This window comes from Arthrobacter sp. KNU40, from assembly GCF_051515115.1.
GTDB lineage: Bacteria > Actinomycetota > Actinomycetes > Actinomycetales > Micrococcaceae > Arthrobacter.
Genome location: NZ_CP195850.1, coordinates 3,232,930 through 3,246,443 on the forward strand (window position 1 = coordinate 3,232,930; position 13,514 = coordinate 3,246,443).

General features: G+C 61.7%; 14 protein-coding genes, 1 tRNA gene and 1 pseudogene. 11 read left to right on the forward strand and 5 right to left on the reverse strand.

Annotated features, from left to right (window positions below; genetic code table 11):
* The first annotated feature begins 46 nt into the window (after positions 1-46).
* The 8 genes and pseudogenes from ACSKT0_RS14870 to ACSKT0_RS14905 all read left to right on the forward strand — a co-directional run.
* Positions 47-1,108 (forward strand): DNA cytosine methyltransferase, encoded by a 1,062-nt coding sequence (locus ACSKT0_RS14870; RefSeq protein WP_437770494.1) that lies wholly within the window; start codon positions 47-49, stop codon positions 1,106-1,108.
* Complete coding sequence (locus ACSKT0_RS14875; protein WP_437770495.1) at positions 1,105-1,731, forward strand: MT-A70 family methyltransferase; 627 nt, start codon at positions 1,105-1,107, stop codon at positions 1,729-1,731. Before ACSKT0_RS14870 ends, ACSKT0_RS14875 begins: the two co-directional genes overlap by 4 nt.
* Entirely contained in the window at positions 1,721-1,921 is a 201-nt protein-coding gene (locus tag ACSKT0_RS14880) for a hypothetical protein (RefSeq protein WP_437770496.1), read from the forward strand. The genes ACSKT0_RS14875 and ACSKT0_RS14880 overlap by 11 nt, the downstream gene beginning before the upstream one ends.
* A 279-nt stretch (positions 1,922-2,200) precedes the next feature.
* Entirely contained in the window at positions 2,201-2,338 is a 138-nt protein-coding gene (locus ACSKT0_RS14885; protein ID WP_437770497.1) for a hypothetical protein, read from the forward strand.
* Positions 2,331-4,490, forward strand: a complete 2,160-nt coding sequence (locus ACSKT0_RS14890; RefSeq protein ID WP_437770498.1) for a type IV secretory system conjugative DNA transfer family protein — start codon at positions 2,331-2,333, stop codon at positions 4,488-4,490. The genes ACSKT0_RS14885 and ACSKT0_RS14890 overlap by 8 nt, the downstream gene beginning before the upstream one ends.
* A gap of 170 nt (positions 4,491-4,660) precedes the next feature.
* Positions 4,661-5,500 (forward strand): replication-relaxation family protein, encoded by an 840-nt coding sequence (locus tag ACSKT0_RS14895; RefSeq protein ID WP_437770499.1) that lies wholly within the window; start codon positions 4,661-4,663, stop codon positions 5,498-5,500.
* On the forward strand, positions 5,500-6,117 hold the full coding sequence (locus ACSKT0_RS14900; protein WP_437770500.1) for a hypothetical protein: 618 nt from the start codon (positions 5,500-5,502) through the stop codon (positions 6,115-6,117). The genes ACSKT0_RS14895 and ACSKT0_RS14900 overlap by 1 nt, the downstream gene beginning before the upstream one ends.
* A 167-nt stretch (positions 6,118-6,284) precedes the next feature.
* A pseudogene (locus tag ACSKT0_RS14905) lies at positions 6,285-7,133 on the forward strand (recombinase family protein); the annotation flags it as partial.
* A gap of 48 nt (positions 7,134-7,181) precedes the next feature.
* Here the strand turns inward: ACSKT0_RS14905 and ACSKT0_RS14910 are convergent.
* The 3 genes from ACSKT0_RS14910 to ACSKT0_RS14920 form a co-directional block, all read right to left on the reverse strand.
* The gene (locus ACSKT0_RS14910; protein ID WP_437770501.1) at positions 7,182-7,703 is read right to left on the reverse strand and encodes a hypothetical protein; all 522 of its coding nucleotides are present in this window, start codon (positions 7,701-7,703) and stop codon (positions 7,182-7,184) included.
* 361 nt (positions 7,704-8,064) lie between these two features.
* Positions 8,065-8,140, reverse strand: a tRNA-Ala gene (locus ACSKT0_RS14915).
* A 233-nt stretch (positions 8,141-8,373) separates the two neighbouring features.
* Positions 8,374-9,324, reverse strand: a complete 951-nt coding sequence (locus ACSKT0_RS14920; protein WP_437770502.1) for an NAD-dependent epimerase/dehydratase family protein — start codon at positions 9,322-9,324, stop codon at positions 8,374-8,376.
* Between ACSKT0_RS14920 and ACSKT0_RS14925 the strand changes: the two genes are divergently transcribed.
* The gene (locus ACSKT0_RS14925) at positions 9,315-10,013 is read left to right on the forward strand and encodes a ScbR family autoregulator-binding transcription factor (protein ID WP_437770503.1); all 699 of its coding nucleotides are present in this window, start codon (positions 9,315-9,317) and stop codon (positions 10,011-10,013) included. The two genes, ACSKT0_RS14920 and ACSKT0_RS14925, sit on opposite strands and share 10 nt — an antisense overlap.
* A 1-nt stretch (position 10,014) precedes the next feature.
* Here ACSKT0_RS14925 and ACSKT0_RS14930 read toward each other — a convergent pair whose 3' ends face one another.
* Entirely contained in the window at positions 10,015-10,962 is a 948-nt protein-coding gene (locus ACSKT0_RS14930) for a ScbA/BarX family gamma-butyrolactone biosynthesis protein (protein ID WP_437770504.1), read from the reverse strand.
* A gap of 100 nt (positions 10,963-11,062) precedes the next feature.
* Between ACSKT0_RS14930 and ACSKT0_RS14935 the strand changes: the two genes are divergently transcribed.
* Positions 11,063-11,680 carry a TetR family transcriptional regulator gene (locus ACSKT0_RS14935; protein WP_437770505.1) on the forward strand — a complete coding sequence of 206 codons (618 nt, stop codon included), beginning with the start codon at positions 11,063-11,065 and terminating at the stop codon, positions 11,678-11,680.
* 90 nt (positions 11,681-11,770) lie between these two features.
* Positions 11,771-12,550, forward strand: coding sequence for an SDR family NAD(P)-dependent oxidoreductase (locus ACSKT0_RS14940; RefSeq protein ID WP_437770506.1), 780 nt, complete (start codon positions 11,771-11,773; stop codon positions 12,548-12,550).
* Between the two features lie 123 nt (positions 12,551-12,673).
* Here the strand turns inward: ACSKT0_RS14940 and ACSKT0_RS14945 are convergent, their stop codons facing one another.
* Positions 12,674-13,459, reverse strand: coding sequence for a GntR family transcriptional regulator (locus ACSKT0_RS14945; protein WP_437770507.1), 786 nt, complete (start codon positions 13,457-13,459; stop codon positions 12,674-12,676).
* Positions 13,460-13,514: the final 55 nt, after the last annotated feature.

Sequence of the window (13,514 nt, forward strand, 5' to 3'; positions counted from 1 at the left end):
TGGATGGCCGCGCCCAAAAACAGGCTCAGAAAGGAGGTTCCCACCCATGATCACCGAATCCACGACCAGAACGGGCCTGCGCCGCAGCCCCGAACGCCGCACGAACAACCCCGGCAGCACCAGAGCCCCGCGTTTCTGCAATACCGAACGCATCCGGCACGAGAAACCGCCATTGAGGTTCGCGGACCTGTTCGCCGGTATCGGCGGCTTCCACCTCGCCTTCGACCGGGCCGGTGCCGTCTGCGTCTTCGCCGCGGACAACGACACCTACGCCCGGAAAACCTACGAAACCAACTTCGCCGCCACCCGCCCCGAACTATTTGCGGAGAACCGGTTTGCCGGGGACGTCCGGACCATCGACACCGAGAGCATGCCGGACTTCGACATCCTCTGCGCCGGGTTCCCGTGCCAACCATTCAGCATCATAGGGCACCGCCAGGGCTTCGAGGACACCCGCGGCACACTCTTCTTCGACATCGCACGGATCATCGAAGCCAAACAACCAACCGCGTTCTTCCTCGAAAACGTCCAAGGACTGCTCAAACACGACGACGGCGCCACCTTCGCCACCATGAAATCAGTCATCGAAGACGACCTCGGCTATTCACTGCACTACAAGATCGTCCGTGCCTGCGACTTCGGCCTCCCCCAGCTTCGGCCCCGCCTGTTCATGGTCGGCTTCCGCGACCCGGACACACCCTTCGAGTTCCCGGACCCGATCCCGCTGACCACGACCATGACCGATGTCCTGGGCGGATCCGTCGAGCGGGCCATCGGCCGCACAGTGCTGGTCGGAGGACGAGGTTACCGAATCGGTCACAGCCGCAACTGGGACGGCTACCTCCTCAACGGTGTGGTGCACCGGCTCACCGTGACCGAGACGGCCGCCATGCAGGGCTTTCCGCCCGACTTCACCTTTCCCGTCTCCACAACGCAGGCCATGAAACAACTCGGCAACGCCATCGCCGTCGCCGCGATCGAAGCCACCGCACTGGCGATGGTCAAGGCCATCCGCGCCCGAACAGCGGCCCGGGACACAACACGCGTGCCCCAGTCCATCCCTGTCCTGACAACAACCAACCCCACCGCTGAAAGGAATTCCCCATGAACACCAACCAGACCCCCGGCAAGCGCTACACCTGCATCCTGGCCGACCCGCCATGGGACATCGACCAAAAAGGAAAGCTCGGCGCCGAGCGCCACTACGAGCTCATGACCCTGGAACGCATCAAAGCCATGCCGGTGGCCGACCTCACCGCCGAGAACAGCTGGTGCTTCCTCTGGGTCACCAACGGAACACTCCGTGCCGGGTACGACGTCCTCGAAGCCTGGGGATTCACACCCAGAGTGCCGTTCACCTGGATCAAACCCAAATTCGGCCTCGGAAATTACCTCCGCCATGCCTCCGAGCATCTGCTGGTCGGGACACGAGGCAGAGTGAAGCCCAACTTCCGCAGCCAGCCAACCTGGCTGATGGCCCCTGTTCAGGACCATTCTCATAAACCAGAAGAATTTTATGCTCCGATTGAGCGTCTCTGTGATGGTCCGCGGCTGGAGTTGTTCGCCCGGAGGCACCAGCCGGGCTGGGACGCCTGGGGTGACCAGATCGACAGTCAGGTCAGCATCCGTGGCTACCCAGTGCCATCCGATTTCGACGAACAGATTCTCAACACTTCCGACGCGGACCAGCTCCCTGCGGAGGAACAGCCGGAGGTGCGTCGTGGCGGATAAGCCACAGCCCCGCAGCCCGCTGCGGTGGCTCTTCGACGCGAGCCTGTTGCTGCTCGGCGCCGCTCTGGCGATCAACTGGGCGATCGGACTCATCTCGCAGGTCTGGACCGGGATCCTCATCGCCTTGGCTATCGCAGTAGTCATCACCGCCGCCGTGGTGTGGTGGCGGATCAGACGACGCCGCTGGTGACCATAAGCACCACATATCGTGCCGACAACGGGCCGGTAGCCACTAAATAACGGGATGAAATACCGAAGCCTTAATTTTCTAATTCATCTCTATAAAAGAGACTTGCCAGGGCGTCAAGTCGGTGTTGTGGAATATACAAACTGTATTGACGTTGTGAATTGTCTGGAATATAAACAACTGACCGCTTAGCGGAATTGAATTCTTCGGAATGAAAGGGGGATTGCCGACATGGGAAAGCAAGCAAAACGACGAGGTAAACAATCAGAAAAGCGTCTCCGGGTGCGCAGCATCCGTCAGGACCCGCCCAATGTTGACCGTCTGACCAAGACGCTCCTGGACATGGCCATGCGCCAGGCGGCCCAGGAGCAGCAGGCACAGGCCGCCCGGGACACGCCGTTGGAGACAAGCCATGACTGACCACGGCGGCCGTGAGCTTGTCTGGCGGGAAGTCCACTGGCCACGGCCCCTGACCAGCGAATCCGTGAGGGCGCTCGTCCGCCACCTCGCCTCCAACCGCCTCCCCGGCACCCTGATCTGGGAAATCCGTGGGGAGAACGGCAGAGTGCGCCACCAAGTGGCCACGAACAAGCAGCATTCCCGCCGCTTCGCCCATCTCCTGCACCAGCTCTTGCCGAGCATCACCTTGACAGCTCCGGACACGAGGCGGCCGGTCGCCAAGGCGGCAGCCTTGCGGTTGTCGCCCTCGTCGCTGGCCGCAAACATCGATGGTCCCGAAGCCATCAGCCGCTCGCTGCTTGCGGCCATATCGGCAGCCCGCTTCGCGGAAGACCTGCTCGTTCTGCAACTGGTCCTCGGGCAAGGCCACGGGCCGGGGTTCGCCGACACCACCACGAACCCAACAGCCCCGTGGTGGCAGGCCATCAGCTCCGGGACAACCCAGGCCCCGGGCGGTGTACGGTCAAGCCTGGCCGGCAAAGCCGCCCAGCACAGCGCCCAGGCTCTCGTGCGCATCGGCGTCGCGGCGGACACCTCGGCCAAACGGCAGGCCCTGGCCCTCGGTGTCCTGGAGTCCGTCGGTACTATGGAAGGCCCCGGCATCCGCGCCGGCCTGGTCCCGGAATCCGCAGTCAAGCTCAATGAGGCGAGGGTTCCGAAACTACGGTGGCCGCTGCGGCTGAGCATCGACGAGCTCGCCGCGTTGCTGGCGCCACCCCTGGGCGGATCGGATCTGCCTGGCATGCCGCCCCTCCACCCCAAACTGTTGCCGGCCTCCCCCGAGGTCGATGGCTCCGAACGGGTCTTCGCGTTCTCCAACGCCCCGGGCAAACCGCGGCATATGGGCATCGGGCCCGTCGATGCTCTCCGCCATGCGGTCTTCATTGGACCGACGGGCAGCGGTAAGTCGACGGCTCTGCTGAACACGATCGTGGCGGACATGTTCGCCGGGCGGTCCGTCTGTGTCATCGACCCGAAACGGGATCTCATCGATGACGTGCTGGCGCGCGTCCCTGAGAGCCGCCGGGACGACGTGGTCGTGCTTGACGCAAGCGACGAGCATCCTGTGGGCTTCAATCCTTTGGCCAGTACCGGCCGCAATGCCGAAGTCGTGGTCGATGGCATCCTGGTCGCGATCAAGGACATTTTCGACGGCATCGGGCCACGCAGCCAGGACATCTTGCACGCCTGCCTGATCACGCTGGTTCGCGCCGGAAACCAGACCCTGGCGGATATACCCCAGCTTCTGAGCGACGCAACGTACAGAAGGCCCCTGACAGCGGCGCAGGTCGGCGATCCGGTGCTGGCTGGTTTCTGGGCTTGGTACGACGGGCTCAAGCCCGAGGCGCAGGCATCGACCACGGCCCCGCTCCTGAACAAACTCCGGGTCTTTCTGCTCCGCCCCCAGCTGCGGCGGGTCTTGAACCAGGCTGCGCCTGGTTTCAGCGTGAACGACCTGTTCGCGAAATCGCGCATCCTGCTCGTCCCCCTCAACAAGGGCGTCGTGGGAGCCGAATCGGCCTCACTGCTCGGCTCCTTGCTGATAGCCGAACTGTGGCAGTGCGTGCAGGCAAGGGCAGCATTACCTGCCGGGCAACGTCAGCCGGTCATTGTGACGGTCGATGAGGTGCAGGATTACCTGAAGATCGGAGACTTGGCCGATGCCCTGGCCCAGTCACGCTCGCTCGGTGTCGGCTGGCAGCTGGCCCACCAGTTCCGCAAACAACTCCCCGCCTCCATGGCGGCAGCGATCGACAATAACGCCCGCAGCAAGATCGCTTTCGCTCTGGAGATCGACGATGCCAAGGCCATGGCCGCCATGGCGCCCGGACTCGAACCCATCGATTTCCAGTCCCTCGGCAAGTACGAGATCTACTGCAACCTGGTCGCCCGCGGCCAGCCGTCAGGGTGGGCATCAGCCAGCACGATGCCTCCCCCGATCAAGATCAGCGACCCCGAAACCATTCGCAGGAACAGCCGTGCGCGCTACGGAACAGCAGAAGAGGTCAAGCCGCCACCAGCAACCGCAATAGGTCCGGCCTCAGAGCAGAACACATCAACAAAAGCGCCGATGGTACCGACCGTCGGCAGGAAAAGGAGGAATGAACCATGAACGACACCAACCAAACACTCGACCAAGCAACTGGCTCCAACAGTGACGGAGGCCGTCCAGTCGCCCGTCCGACCGCCGCCGTGAAGAATACCGATGAACGGCCCAAGGGCGCCCCCGAAGCGATTTTAAGGATGGGGACTGATCCTCCCGTTGGGAGGACACAGGCGCCGGTGACCCGCACGAGCAAATACCAGCGCCGGGAAACCCTTGCCCAGCTCAGCGCCCGCGACCGGAGCATCCTGCTCGGCCTGGCAGCCCACCGCTACCTCACCACCACCCAACTCCAGCGGCTGTTCTTCCACGACCATAAAAGCCAGCTCGCTGCCACCCGTGCCACCGTCCGCGTCCTGCAACGGCTGCATGGCCACCAGCTCGTCACACGCCTGGGACGCCGTGTGGGCGGTTTCAGCGGTGGTTCCACTGCCTTCGTCTGGGCCGTGACTGACACCGGGGAGAAGGCGATCGGCGACCTCAAAGGCACCCAGGGCAGGCGCCGAAACAACAAGGTGCCGTCAGCCCGTCACCTTGAGCATCTGCTGGCGGTCACCGACGCCCGGCTAGAGCTCATCGAAGCCGACCGCGCCGGGGCCTTCACCATCATCAGAACCGAGATGGAACCGGACTGCTGGCGGCCGTACCTGAACCGCCACGGGCAACCGACCCACATCAAACCCGACCTCTTCGTCATCACCCAGACACCGGACTACGAAGACCACTGGATGATCGAAGTCGACCGCGACACCGAACACCTACCCGTGATCATCCGCAAATGCCTCGCCGTGCAGCTCTACCACGACCGCGGCACCGAACAACAACGCCACGGCGTCTTCCCGCTCACCGCCTGGGTCGTTCCCAACCAAGCGCGCCGCCGGAAAATACTGGCCGCAATCAACAAGGAGCCAAGCCTGAACGATGAACTGTTCCGGGTCGTCGAAATAACCGGGCTCGCTGCACTCGTCACCGCGGGAGGGGACACCACCCCGGCATCTAACAAGGAGGGAGGCCAGTAATGGAAAGAATCAAGGAACTATCGGAGCGGCGCTCCGATCCGGAACGCGGCCACAGTACCGATGAGAGCCCTTGGATCTACATCACCTCGGCCGCAGACTGCCTGGCCAACGTGCGGCACTCGGCCTGGATCCGGGCGGACCAAACACCTGAGGAAATGCAAGCGCAGGTAGACGCGTTCATGGAAGCCTCCCCTGCCCTCCGCTCCAACCAACCAGCCGAGCCAGGTTGGTTCATCGAGGAGAAAATCGGCTTCTATGGCTACGGACCCTGCCTCGGGGAGGAACTGGCGGGGATCTCCGCCATCGGGCGCGGGATAGCCGAGTACGGTGAGGCATTCGTTGCATACGCCATGGAACACCCCGGCGATGGGCAGCATAGCGAGCAGTTACTGAGCGAATTCGAGGAATACTATGTGGCGACATTCCCTGACGCTGAGACCTGCATCGATGAGTTCCTCGAAGCCATGGGATGGAGCCACGCCCTCGAACGCCTCATCGCAGAGCAGGGCATCGACTGCCCGATCGATTTCGACCGCTCGTGCATCTGGGAGAAATACAAACAGGCGTGGGAAGTCATCGAAGGCAGAAACGGCACCATCTATGTCTTCAACACCTAGTTATCCACAGGGCGTGGATAACCGCCACGGGGGTCGGTTTCGGCGGCAGTTCTGAAGGCGAATTATCCCGTTCCAATCCTTGCGAGGAAGAGCTATTGTCTGAAAGGCCTAACCGGAGAACCGCAATGAATTCAATAGCCCCAACGAGCGCCTACAGCGACACTGACATGGTCAGAGACATCGTCGACCAGCCGGACACCGAAGATCTGGCTATCACCGCGATCGACCAAGAAGCCCCACCAGGCACCCGGGCCGTCCTCTACCTCCGCGTCTCATCCAAGGGACAGGTAAACACGGACTACGACCCTGAAGGCATCTCGATCCCCGCTCAAAGGGAGGCCTGCCTGCGCAAAGTCGAGCAAATGGGCCTGAGCGTGGTTACGGAATACATCGAACCTGGCCGCAGCGCCACCGAGATGACCAAACGCGTCGCCTTCCAGGAAATGCTGCGCCGCGTCCGCGCCGACAAGGACGTCGACTACGTCGTGGTGTACAAACTCTCCCGTTTCGCGCGCAATCGCACCGATGACGCCATCGTGATGGCCGACCTCAAAAAACGCGGAGTCACGCTGATCAGCGCCACCGAGTCCATCGACGCCAGCCCCGTCGGCCAGCTCATGCACGGCCTGCTCGCCGCTTTCAACGAATACCGCTCCGCCGAAGATGGCGCCGACATCAAATACAAGATGGCCCAAAAAGCGAAGAAAGGCGGCACGATCGGCCGCGCACCTGTCGGCTACCTCAACGTCCGTGAGTCCTTCGAAGGACGCGAAGTTCGCTCCGTCGCCGTCGACGAAATCCGCGGCCCCCTGGTCGCCCAGGCTTTTGAGCTCTACGCCACTGGCGACTACACCTTCGCCGACCTGTCTGAAGCCATGGAAGACCGTGGCCTCACCACCAAACCAAGTGCCAAGCGTCCGTCCAAGGCTATTGCACCAACTTACTTCTCGCGACTGCTGCGCGACCGCTATTACTGCGGAATCATCACCCTCGATGGAGCCGAACATCCCGGACGCCACGAAGCCCTTGTCTCCGACGAACTCTTCGACAAGGTCCAACGGTTACTAGACAGCCGCGGGGCGGCCGGGGAACGTCGCAGGGTCCACGAGCACTACCTCAAAGGCACCCTGTACTGTGACAACTGCCACCAGCGCGGCATCGTCCACCGCATGGTCATCCAACGCTCCATCGGACGCAGGGGCAATGAATACTTTTACTTCTTCTGCGCCGGCCGCACAGTCAAAGACTGCTCCAGCAGCCATATCAGCAGCGCCCGGCTCGAAGATGCCATGGTCCGTGAATACGGCAAGCTCCAGTTCACGCCGGCCTTCATCGATCTCGCCCGCACGCGCATCCGCGAGGCCCTCCGCGAAAAGGAAGCCGCAAATCTGCTCCTCCATCAGCAGCTTGCCGCCACGCTCAACGAATGCGACTCCAAGGAAGAGAACCTGCTCGATCTCGCCGCTGACGGCACCATCGCCAAGGAGAAGATCCGCACCCGGCTGACCGAGATCGAGCGCCAAAGAACGAGAGTGCGGGAGCAGCTGGACAGCGTCGAGTCCAATCTCGAAGCCGGAGCCCGCCACCTCGAAACCTACCTCGACCTGCTAGCAGATCCGGAAGCCCTCTACCGATCCGCCAGCGACCAGGAACGCCGCCAACTCAACCAAGCAGTATTCGTCAAAGTCCTCGTCGAAGACGAAGAAATCACCGGAACTCTACTTGCCGAACCGATCGCGACACTCGCCGCCGCCCACGCAGGCCACCAAGCCCTCCAATCAAGGACAAACCGCGCGGAAGCCCTGAATCACGCTCAGGCCTTCCACAACGCCAACACTGACACTGACACCAAAAAGGGAACCACCAGACATGGTGGTTCCCTTTTGGTAATCGTTGAAGACTTACTCAATGGCATCGACCATGTCGATGGTTCGAATAAGGTCAATATGGTGGAGCTGAGGGGACTCGAACCCCTGACCCCCTGCATGCCATGCAGGTGCGCTACCAGCTGCGCCACAGCCCCGAACTTTGCCCGCAGGGACTTACATCCCCGCCGGAGCAACTCGTCAATACTAAACCACAACAATGTGAGATAGGAAATCGGACGCTGCTGGCTTCAGGACAGATGAGGTGCGGTCGATTGCTCGGCCGCACCTCCCCCCATTACTGCCCTTCAGCTGTTGCCGCAAAAACACAACGAGCCACTGCACTGAAGTGTAGAGACTGACCGGGCATTAAACAAACCGTTCAACCGGTTTATGACCGGGCGGACTCCCACGGAACCTGGTAGGCAGAAGAAAATTCACCAAGAGCATTGTTGAACCTCTCCGGTTCGCGCCCGGAAACCCGCCAAAGGCCTTCAGAGGAATACCAGTGATCCTTCGTCACCAAGTCAATCTGATGGCCACTGAATCCTGCTGCGCGCAAGGCCGGGCCTGCACGTTCGTCATCTCCCAGGAACTTCGGGTACTCCACACCGAATGCCCGGGCAACGCTCTGCAAAAGGAATGACACCCGGACAGGTTCCGGGTATGCGGCATGGAAAGCGTGCCCGGGTTGTCCGGGCGCCAGCGCAAGCCCGGAAAGCAGCCCTCCCAGGGCCTCCACCCCGATAAGCGAAAGCAGCGCCGAACCATCACCCGGCCACCCTCCAGCCACTTTCATCAATTTGAGCAGGCCCGGTACAAACCAGCGGTCTCCCGCGCCGAACACGAGGTTGGGACGAACAACTTCGCCGCCGTAGCCGAGAATCAATTGTTCGGCGACGGCGCGGCTGGCGCTGGCCACCGAGGCCGGGTGATAGCCGGCTTCGGATTCAAGGATGCCGCGGTGAGGGCCGCTCCCATAAACACTGCAAGTACTGACATAGATCAGCCGGGCAACTCCGGCCTGCCGGCATTGCTCAACGACGTGACCGGTGCCCGCCTCGTTGATCTCTTGGGCAAGGCGAGGCTCGGAGCCCACATAGGATGCGGCGTGGATGACAACATCCGTACCGGCCAGGAAGGGAATCAGGCTCCCCGGGACGGAAATGTCGGCGGTCGCAATGGTAGCGTTATTGTTTCGTAGTCTTGCAGGCGGTTTTCGTGAGAGTGCCACAACGTGCGCCCCTCCGGATCCGGCGAGCGAGGCTACAACCCGGCTTCCAATGAAACCTGACGAACCCAGGACCAGGACCCGGGGCACATGGTCAACACATGTCGACATGGCCCCCGCCGATCCTCGGGTCCGTAGGCTTCATGTACTCAAGTATCCCGGACGCAGAAACCGGAGAGGTCTCCACGCGGATCATGCAGCAACGTGCCAAAGCCACCCGGACGGCAGTCATTGAGGGTGCAGCGTCGATCTTTGAAGAGGTCGGCTATGGGAATGCAAGCCTAAGCGACGTCACTGACCGCGCTTCGGTCACTAAAGGCGCGCTCTATTTCCATTTCAAGTCGAAGGAAGACCTGGCGCTGGCGGTCATCGCCGAACAGCACAACATTGTGCGTGTTGCCGGGGAGAAGATCGCCGCCGCCGGACTGCCCGCGCTGGAGACCATGATCGCCATGTGCCGGACATTCGGGCAACAGCTACTTGACGAGCCAATCGTCAGGGCCGGCATCCGGCTGACATTTGAAGCTTCGGCGTTCAACGGAGACGTCAAGGGTCCCTACCAGGACTGGGTCACGACCATGGAGATGCTGACGCGCCAAGCTCAACTGGAGGGTGACGTGCGGCCCGAAGTCGATGCCGCAGACTTCGCACGCTATCTAGTTGCGTCATTCACGGGCGTCCAGATGGTTTCCAACGTGCTGACCGAGCGGCGCGACGTTCTCAAACGGATTGACGACATGTGGGGTTTCATGATGCCGGCCATCGCGCCGATTCACCCGCAAGGCCCAGGGACTCCCTGAATCAACGCGGCGTTTTGACCCGAGCCAACAAGGACATCAGGGTCTCTTCTTCGTGCAGCAACCGGACCCTCATCACACCGTGGGGGCTATGTGAATCGAGTTGCGTCACAGCAACGTCCACGTGATAACTGAACTCGACCAACTTCATGAATTCCGCCTCAAACAAGGCAAAATCTGCATCCGGTCGGGAACACGCTGCGCGCACAGCCTGCCTCGCAGCCTCCACCAAAAGCATTCCCGGTACGTGGTCAAGGGGATGATCAAAGAAGATCGGGTGGGTTGGATCAACCCTCAGCGGCCAGACGAACCGGCGTGAACTTTGCCCGAGCATCACGTTCCGCTGGGTGGCATGCCCGACGTCGGCACACGCCAGTAAGTCTTCGCCGGCGGCGGGCAACCCGGCAGGGACCGCCCCACGCAATCGCTCGTACGTCGCCGGATTCACAATGCGGGCCGCCGCCACCCCTTCCCCTACGGGGGCACCGTCGACAACGAACCTCGCAGACACAGCCAGTGCCGACAAGTGCCCTCCACTGAGCTTCATGTCCTTGACATCGAGTTCGACCGCCACTTGCGCGGGTACCAGCGGATCCAAGATTGCGGCTTCTACCGAGATGCTCATATGCGGCATGAGGAATTTATGGGTCAAGGGCACTCCGCACAAATGGGACAAGAAGATCACCGCCTGCCGCAACGTCTCAGCCATGATCGCCGAATCCGGCGAACCGTCCGGCGACCCATAAAAAACGTGCCATCGCGGCCATTGCGCTCCCGCAATGAACCGCCTGGAACCTGATTGAACGAAGCCAGTCAAGAAGACTTCCGAAACCGAGCGCTTATGGACGAGCTCCCGCTTGACGGAAGCCTCGAAGAGCGCTTCATCGCGCATTGGGTCCCCCACTCCTCCCAGGATCTGCCACACCAGCCAGCGCTGCTGTTGCGTCCCCATTAAACGACCAAATCTTATCGGCAAGCTGTGCCCATCGGATATCGAGGTCGGCGAACTGTCCGGATTGACATACCTACTGGTCGGTTTGTAGTTTAACGATATGGAATTTGGCGACACAGGCAGTACGCCCAAGGGTGCGGCCACACGGAATGAGATCCTTCGGGTTGCCGCGGACGTTTTTGCACGCAAGGGTTTCGAGCAGACCCGAATGGACGACATCATCCGGGAAGTCGGGCTCACGAAAGGCGCCATCTACTTCCATTTCTCCTCGAAAGCAACATTGGCCCAGGCCGTCGTCGACGAGCAAAAGGCACGTTGGCTGCGTCGCGTGCAAGAGGAAATTCTCAGCAAGAACAATCCGCTTGAGGAGTTGCGCAGTCTCGGAGAGTTCATGGTCAGGACAGTCCTGAGCGACTCTTCCGCGTGGGGCGTCGTGCACTTGGCCAATCAGCTCGCCTCTGCGAATGAGCACCCCGGCGGCTCCTCTCCACTGGCCGCATGGGTGGACCTCGTGTCCGGCATCCTTCAGCGGGGCCGCGCAAGCGGCGACTTGACGTTTCCAGGGGATCCCGGCGACGCGGCAACGGTTATTGTGGCCGCATTCGATGGCCTGAAGTCGGTCACCGACGCCCTTGACCCCAAAGATCTCGATGCCTTCGAACGACGCGCGACGCTACTGTTGCAACTCCTCGAACAGCAGTTCATCTCCAGCCAGTAACGCAGCAACCCTCGAGTCAAAGACTTCAACACTGGCCAAAAAACAAACCGCACAGTCAGTTTATTAGCACTCAGTTTACTAGGAGTAGAAATGAATATTTCAGCCAAAACAGCCCTCATCACTGGAGCGTCCACCGGCATTGGTTCGGTCTTTGCCCGAAGGCTCGCTGCCGAGGGCGCACGCTTGATTCTGGTTGCCCGCAGCCAGGGCAAGCTGGAAGCGCTTGCGGGTGAACTCCGCGAGCAGGGCACCGAAGTGACTGTCCTCGCAATGGACTTGAGCCTGCCGGACTCCGCAAAGGAGCTCCACCTCGCCACCGAATCCCTGGGACTCACAGTGGACATCCTGGTCAACAACGCGGGATTCGGAACACATGGACAAGTTCTCCACGCAGACGCCGATCGCTATGTCGAACAGATCCAATTGAACTGCTCCACCTTGGTCGGCACCAGCACGCGATACCTGCCCGGCATGGTTGAGCGCGGCTCGGGGGCCATCATCAACATCGCGAGTACGGCCGCATTCCAGCCGATACCCCACATGGCCGTCTACGGCGCGACAAAGTCCTTCGTACTCTCGTTCACCCAGGCGCTATGGGCCGAGACACAAGGCACAGGCGTGAAAGTCCTTGCAGTTTGCCCGGGCGCTACGGACACGCCATTCTTTGAAATCGCCGGCGAGGCTGCAGCCGCCGGATCGATGCGGACCCCGGAGCAGGTGGTGGACACCGCTATGTCCGCGATCCGCGGGAACAAGCCGAGCGTCGTCGATGGCCGTCTCAACTCCTTTGTTGCCCGGGTGGCGGTGAAGCTGCTTCCGGAGAAGCTGGTGATCGCGGCCGCGGGACGGGCCGTGCGCCCTGCCAACTAATCCCCGCCGCCACCCTCGCCTCGCAAGCTCGGCCAGGGAACCCCGGCGGCGTGGGCCCAGCAGTAGGTGTCGTTTTGGGCGCCCAAAACGACACCTACTGCGAGTCAGTTCGGTGCCCGCCCGTTAGGTTCCCTGGATGATTCCGATCTGGACCACTCCCGTGTTGACCAGCGTCTTGGCCAAATAGACGACCTGGCCGGAATGCTCCACGGTCTGGGTCAGGATCAGTACAGGGTCCTTGGCGTCCAGCTCAAGCAGCTCGCCGCGCGCGACGCCCGGTGTGCCTGCCGCGATATCGGTCTCGCCGGGACCAAAGGCCGGGCCGACAGCCGCAATTAGGTTAGCCAGCAGCGTGGCCCCTCTCTCGACGTCGTCCACAATGGCGCGTGCCGCTTCAGGGTCACGATCAATGAGACCCCCCTTACTTGCCACGTGTTCCTGGATCAGGGCAATGGGTGAGCCGTCCCGTTTGAGGACGCTCTCGAAGAACCAGGAGGGCTCCTCCTCGCGGATTCCGAGCGGCTCTGCAGTGAACACCGACGACGACGGGTGCAGCAGATGCTGTGTCCGGCTGACCTGGATGGCGGATCCGGCCTCGGCCAGGATCTCCTCCATGGGCCTGATCCGTTCGAGGCCAACCCGCGGCAGGCGGGTGGCCACAAAGCGCCCAATCCCTCGACGCGAGCGTACGTATCCGTCTTCCTCGAGGAGCATGAGAGCCTCGCGGACCACCGTCCGGCTGACCTTCATTGCCGAACCAAGGTCCGTCTCCGAGGGCAACAGCGACGAAACGGGGAAGTGCCCCGCCCGGATCGCATTCATGATGCGCGAGTACACGGCAACCCGGAGCGGGATGTTGGCGGTGGCATCCAACGGCTCCGAAAGAACGGCCTCAGCACTGCGGTCCAAAATGGCTCCCTTCGTCGATATTGAGAGTTTACGCGATGGGTATTCCGAGCTTGTA

Coding starts and splice junctions, on each gene's coding strand:
- ACSKT0_RS14870 (WP_437770494.1), top strand. CDS start 47: ATGATCACCGAATCCACGACCAGAACGGGCCTGCGCCGCAGCCCCGAA.
- ACSKT0_RS14875 (WP_437770495.1), top strand. CDS start 1,105: ATGAACACCAACCAGACCCCCGGCAAGCGCTACACCTGCATCCTGGCC.
- ACSKT0_RS14890 (WP_437770498.1), top strand. CDS start 2,331: ATGACTGACCACGGCGGCCGTGAGCTTGTCTGGCGGGAAGTCCACTGG.
- ACSKT0_RS14900 (WP_437770500.1), top strand. CDS start 5,500: ATGGAAAGAATCAAGGAACTATCGGAGCGGCGCTCCGATCCGGAACGC.
- ACSKT0_RS14925 (WP_437770503.1), top strand. CDS start 9,315: ATGTCGACATGGCCCCCGCCGATCCTCGGGTCCGTAGGCTTCATGTAC.
- ACSKT0_RS14920 (WP_437770502.1), bottom strand. CDS start 9,324: ATGTCGACATGTGTTGACCATGTGCCCCGGGTCCTGGTCCTGGGTTCG.
- ACSKT0_RS14930 (WP_437770504.1), bottom strand. CDS start 10,962: ATGGGGACGCAACAGCAGCGCTGGCTGGTGTGGCAGATCCTGGGAGGA.
- ACSKT0_RS14935 (WP_437770505.1), top strand. CDS start 11,063: ATGGAATTTGGCGACACAGGCAGTACGCCCAAGGGTGCGGCCACACGG.
- ACSKT0_RS14940 (WP_437770506.1), top strand. CDS start 11,771: ATGAATATTTCAGCCAAAACAGCCCTCATCACTGGAGCGTCCACCGGC.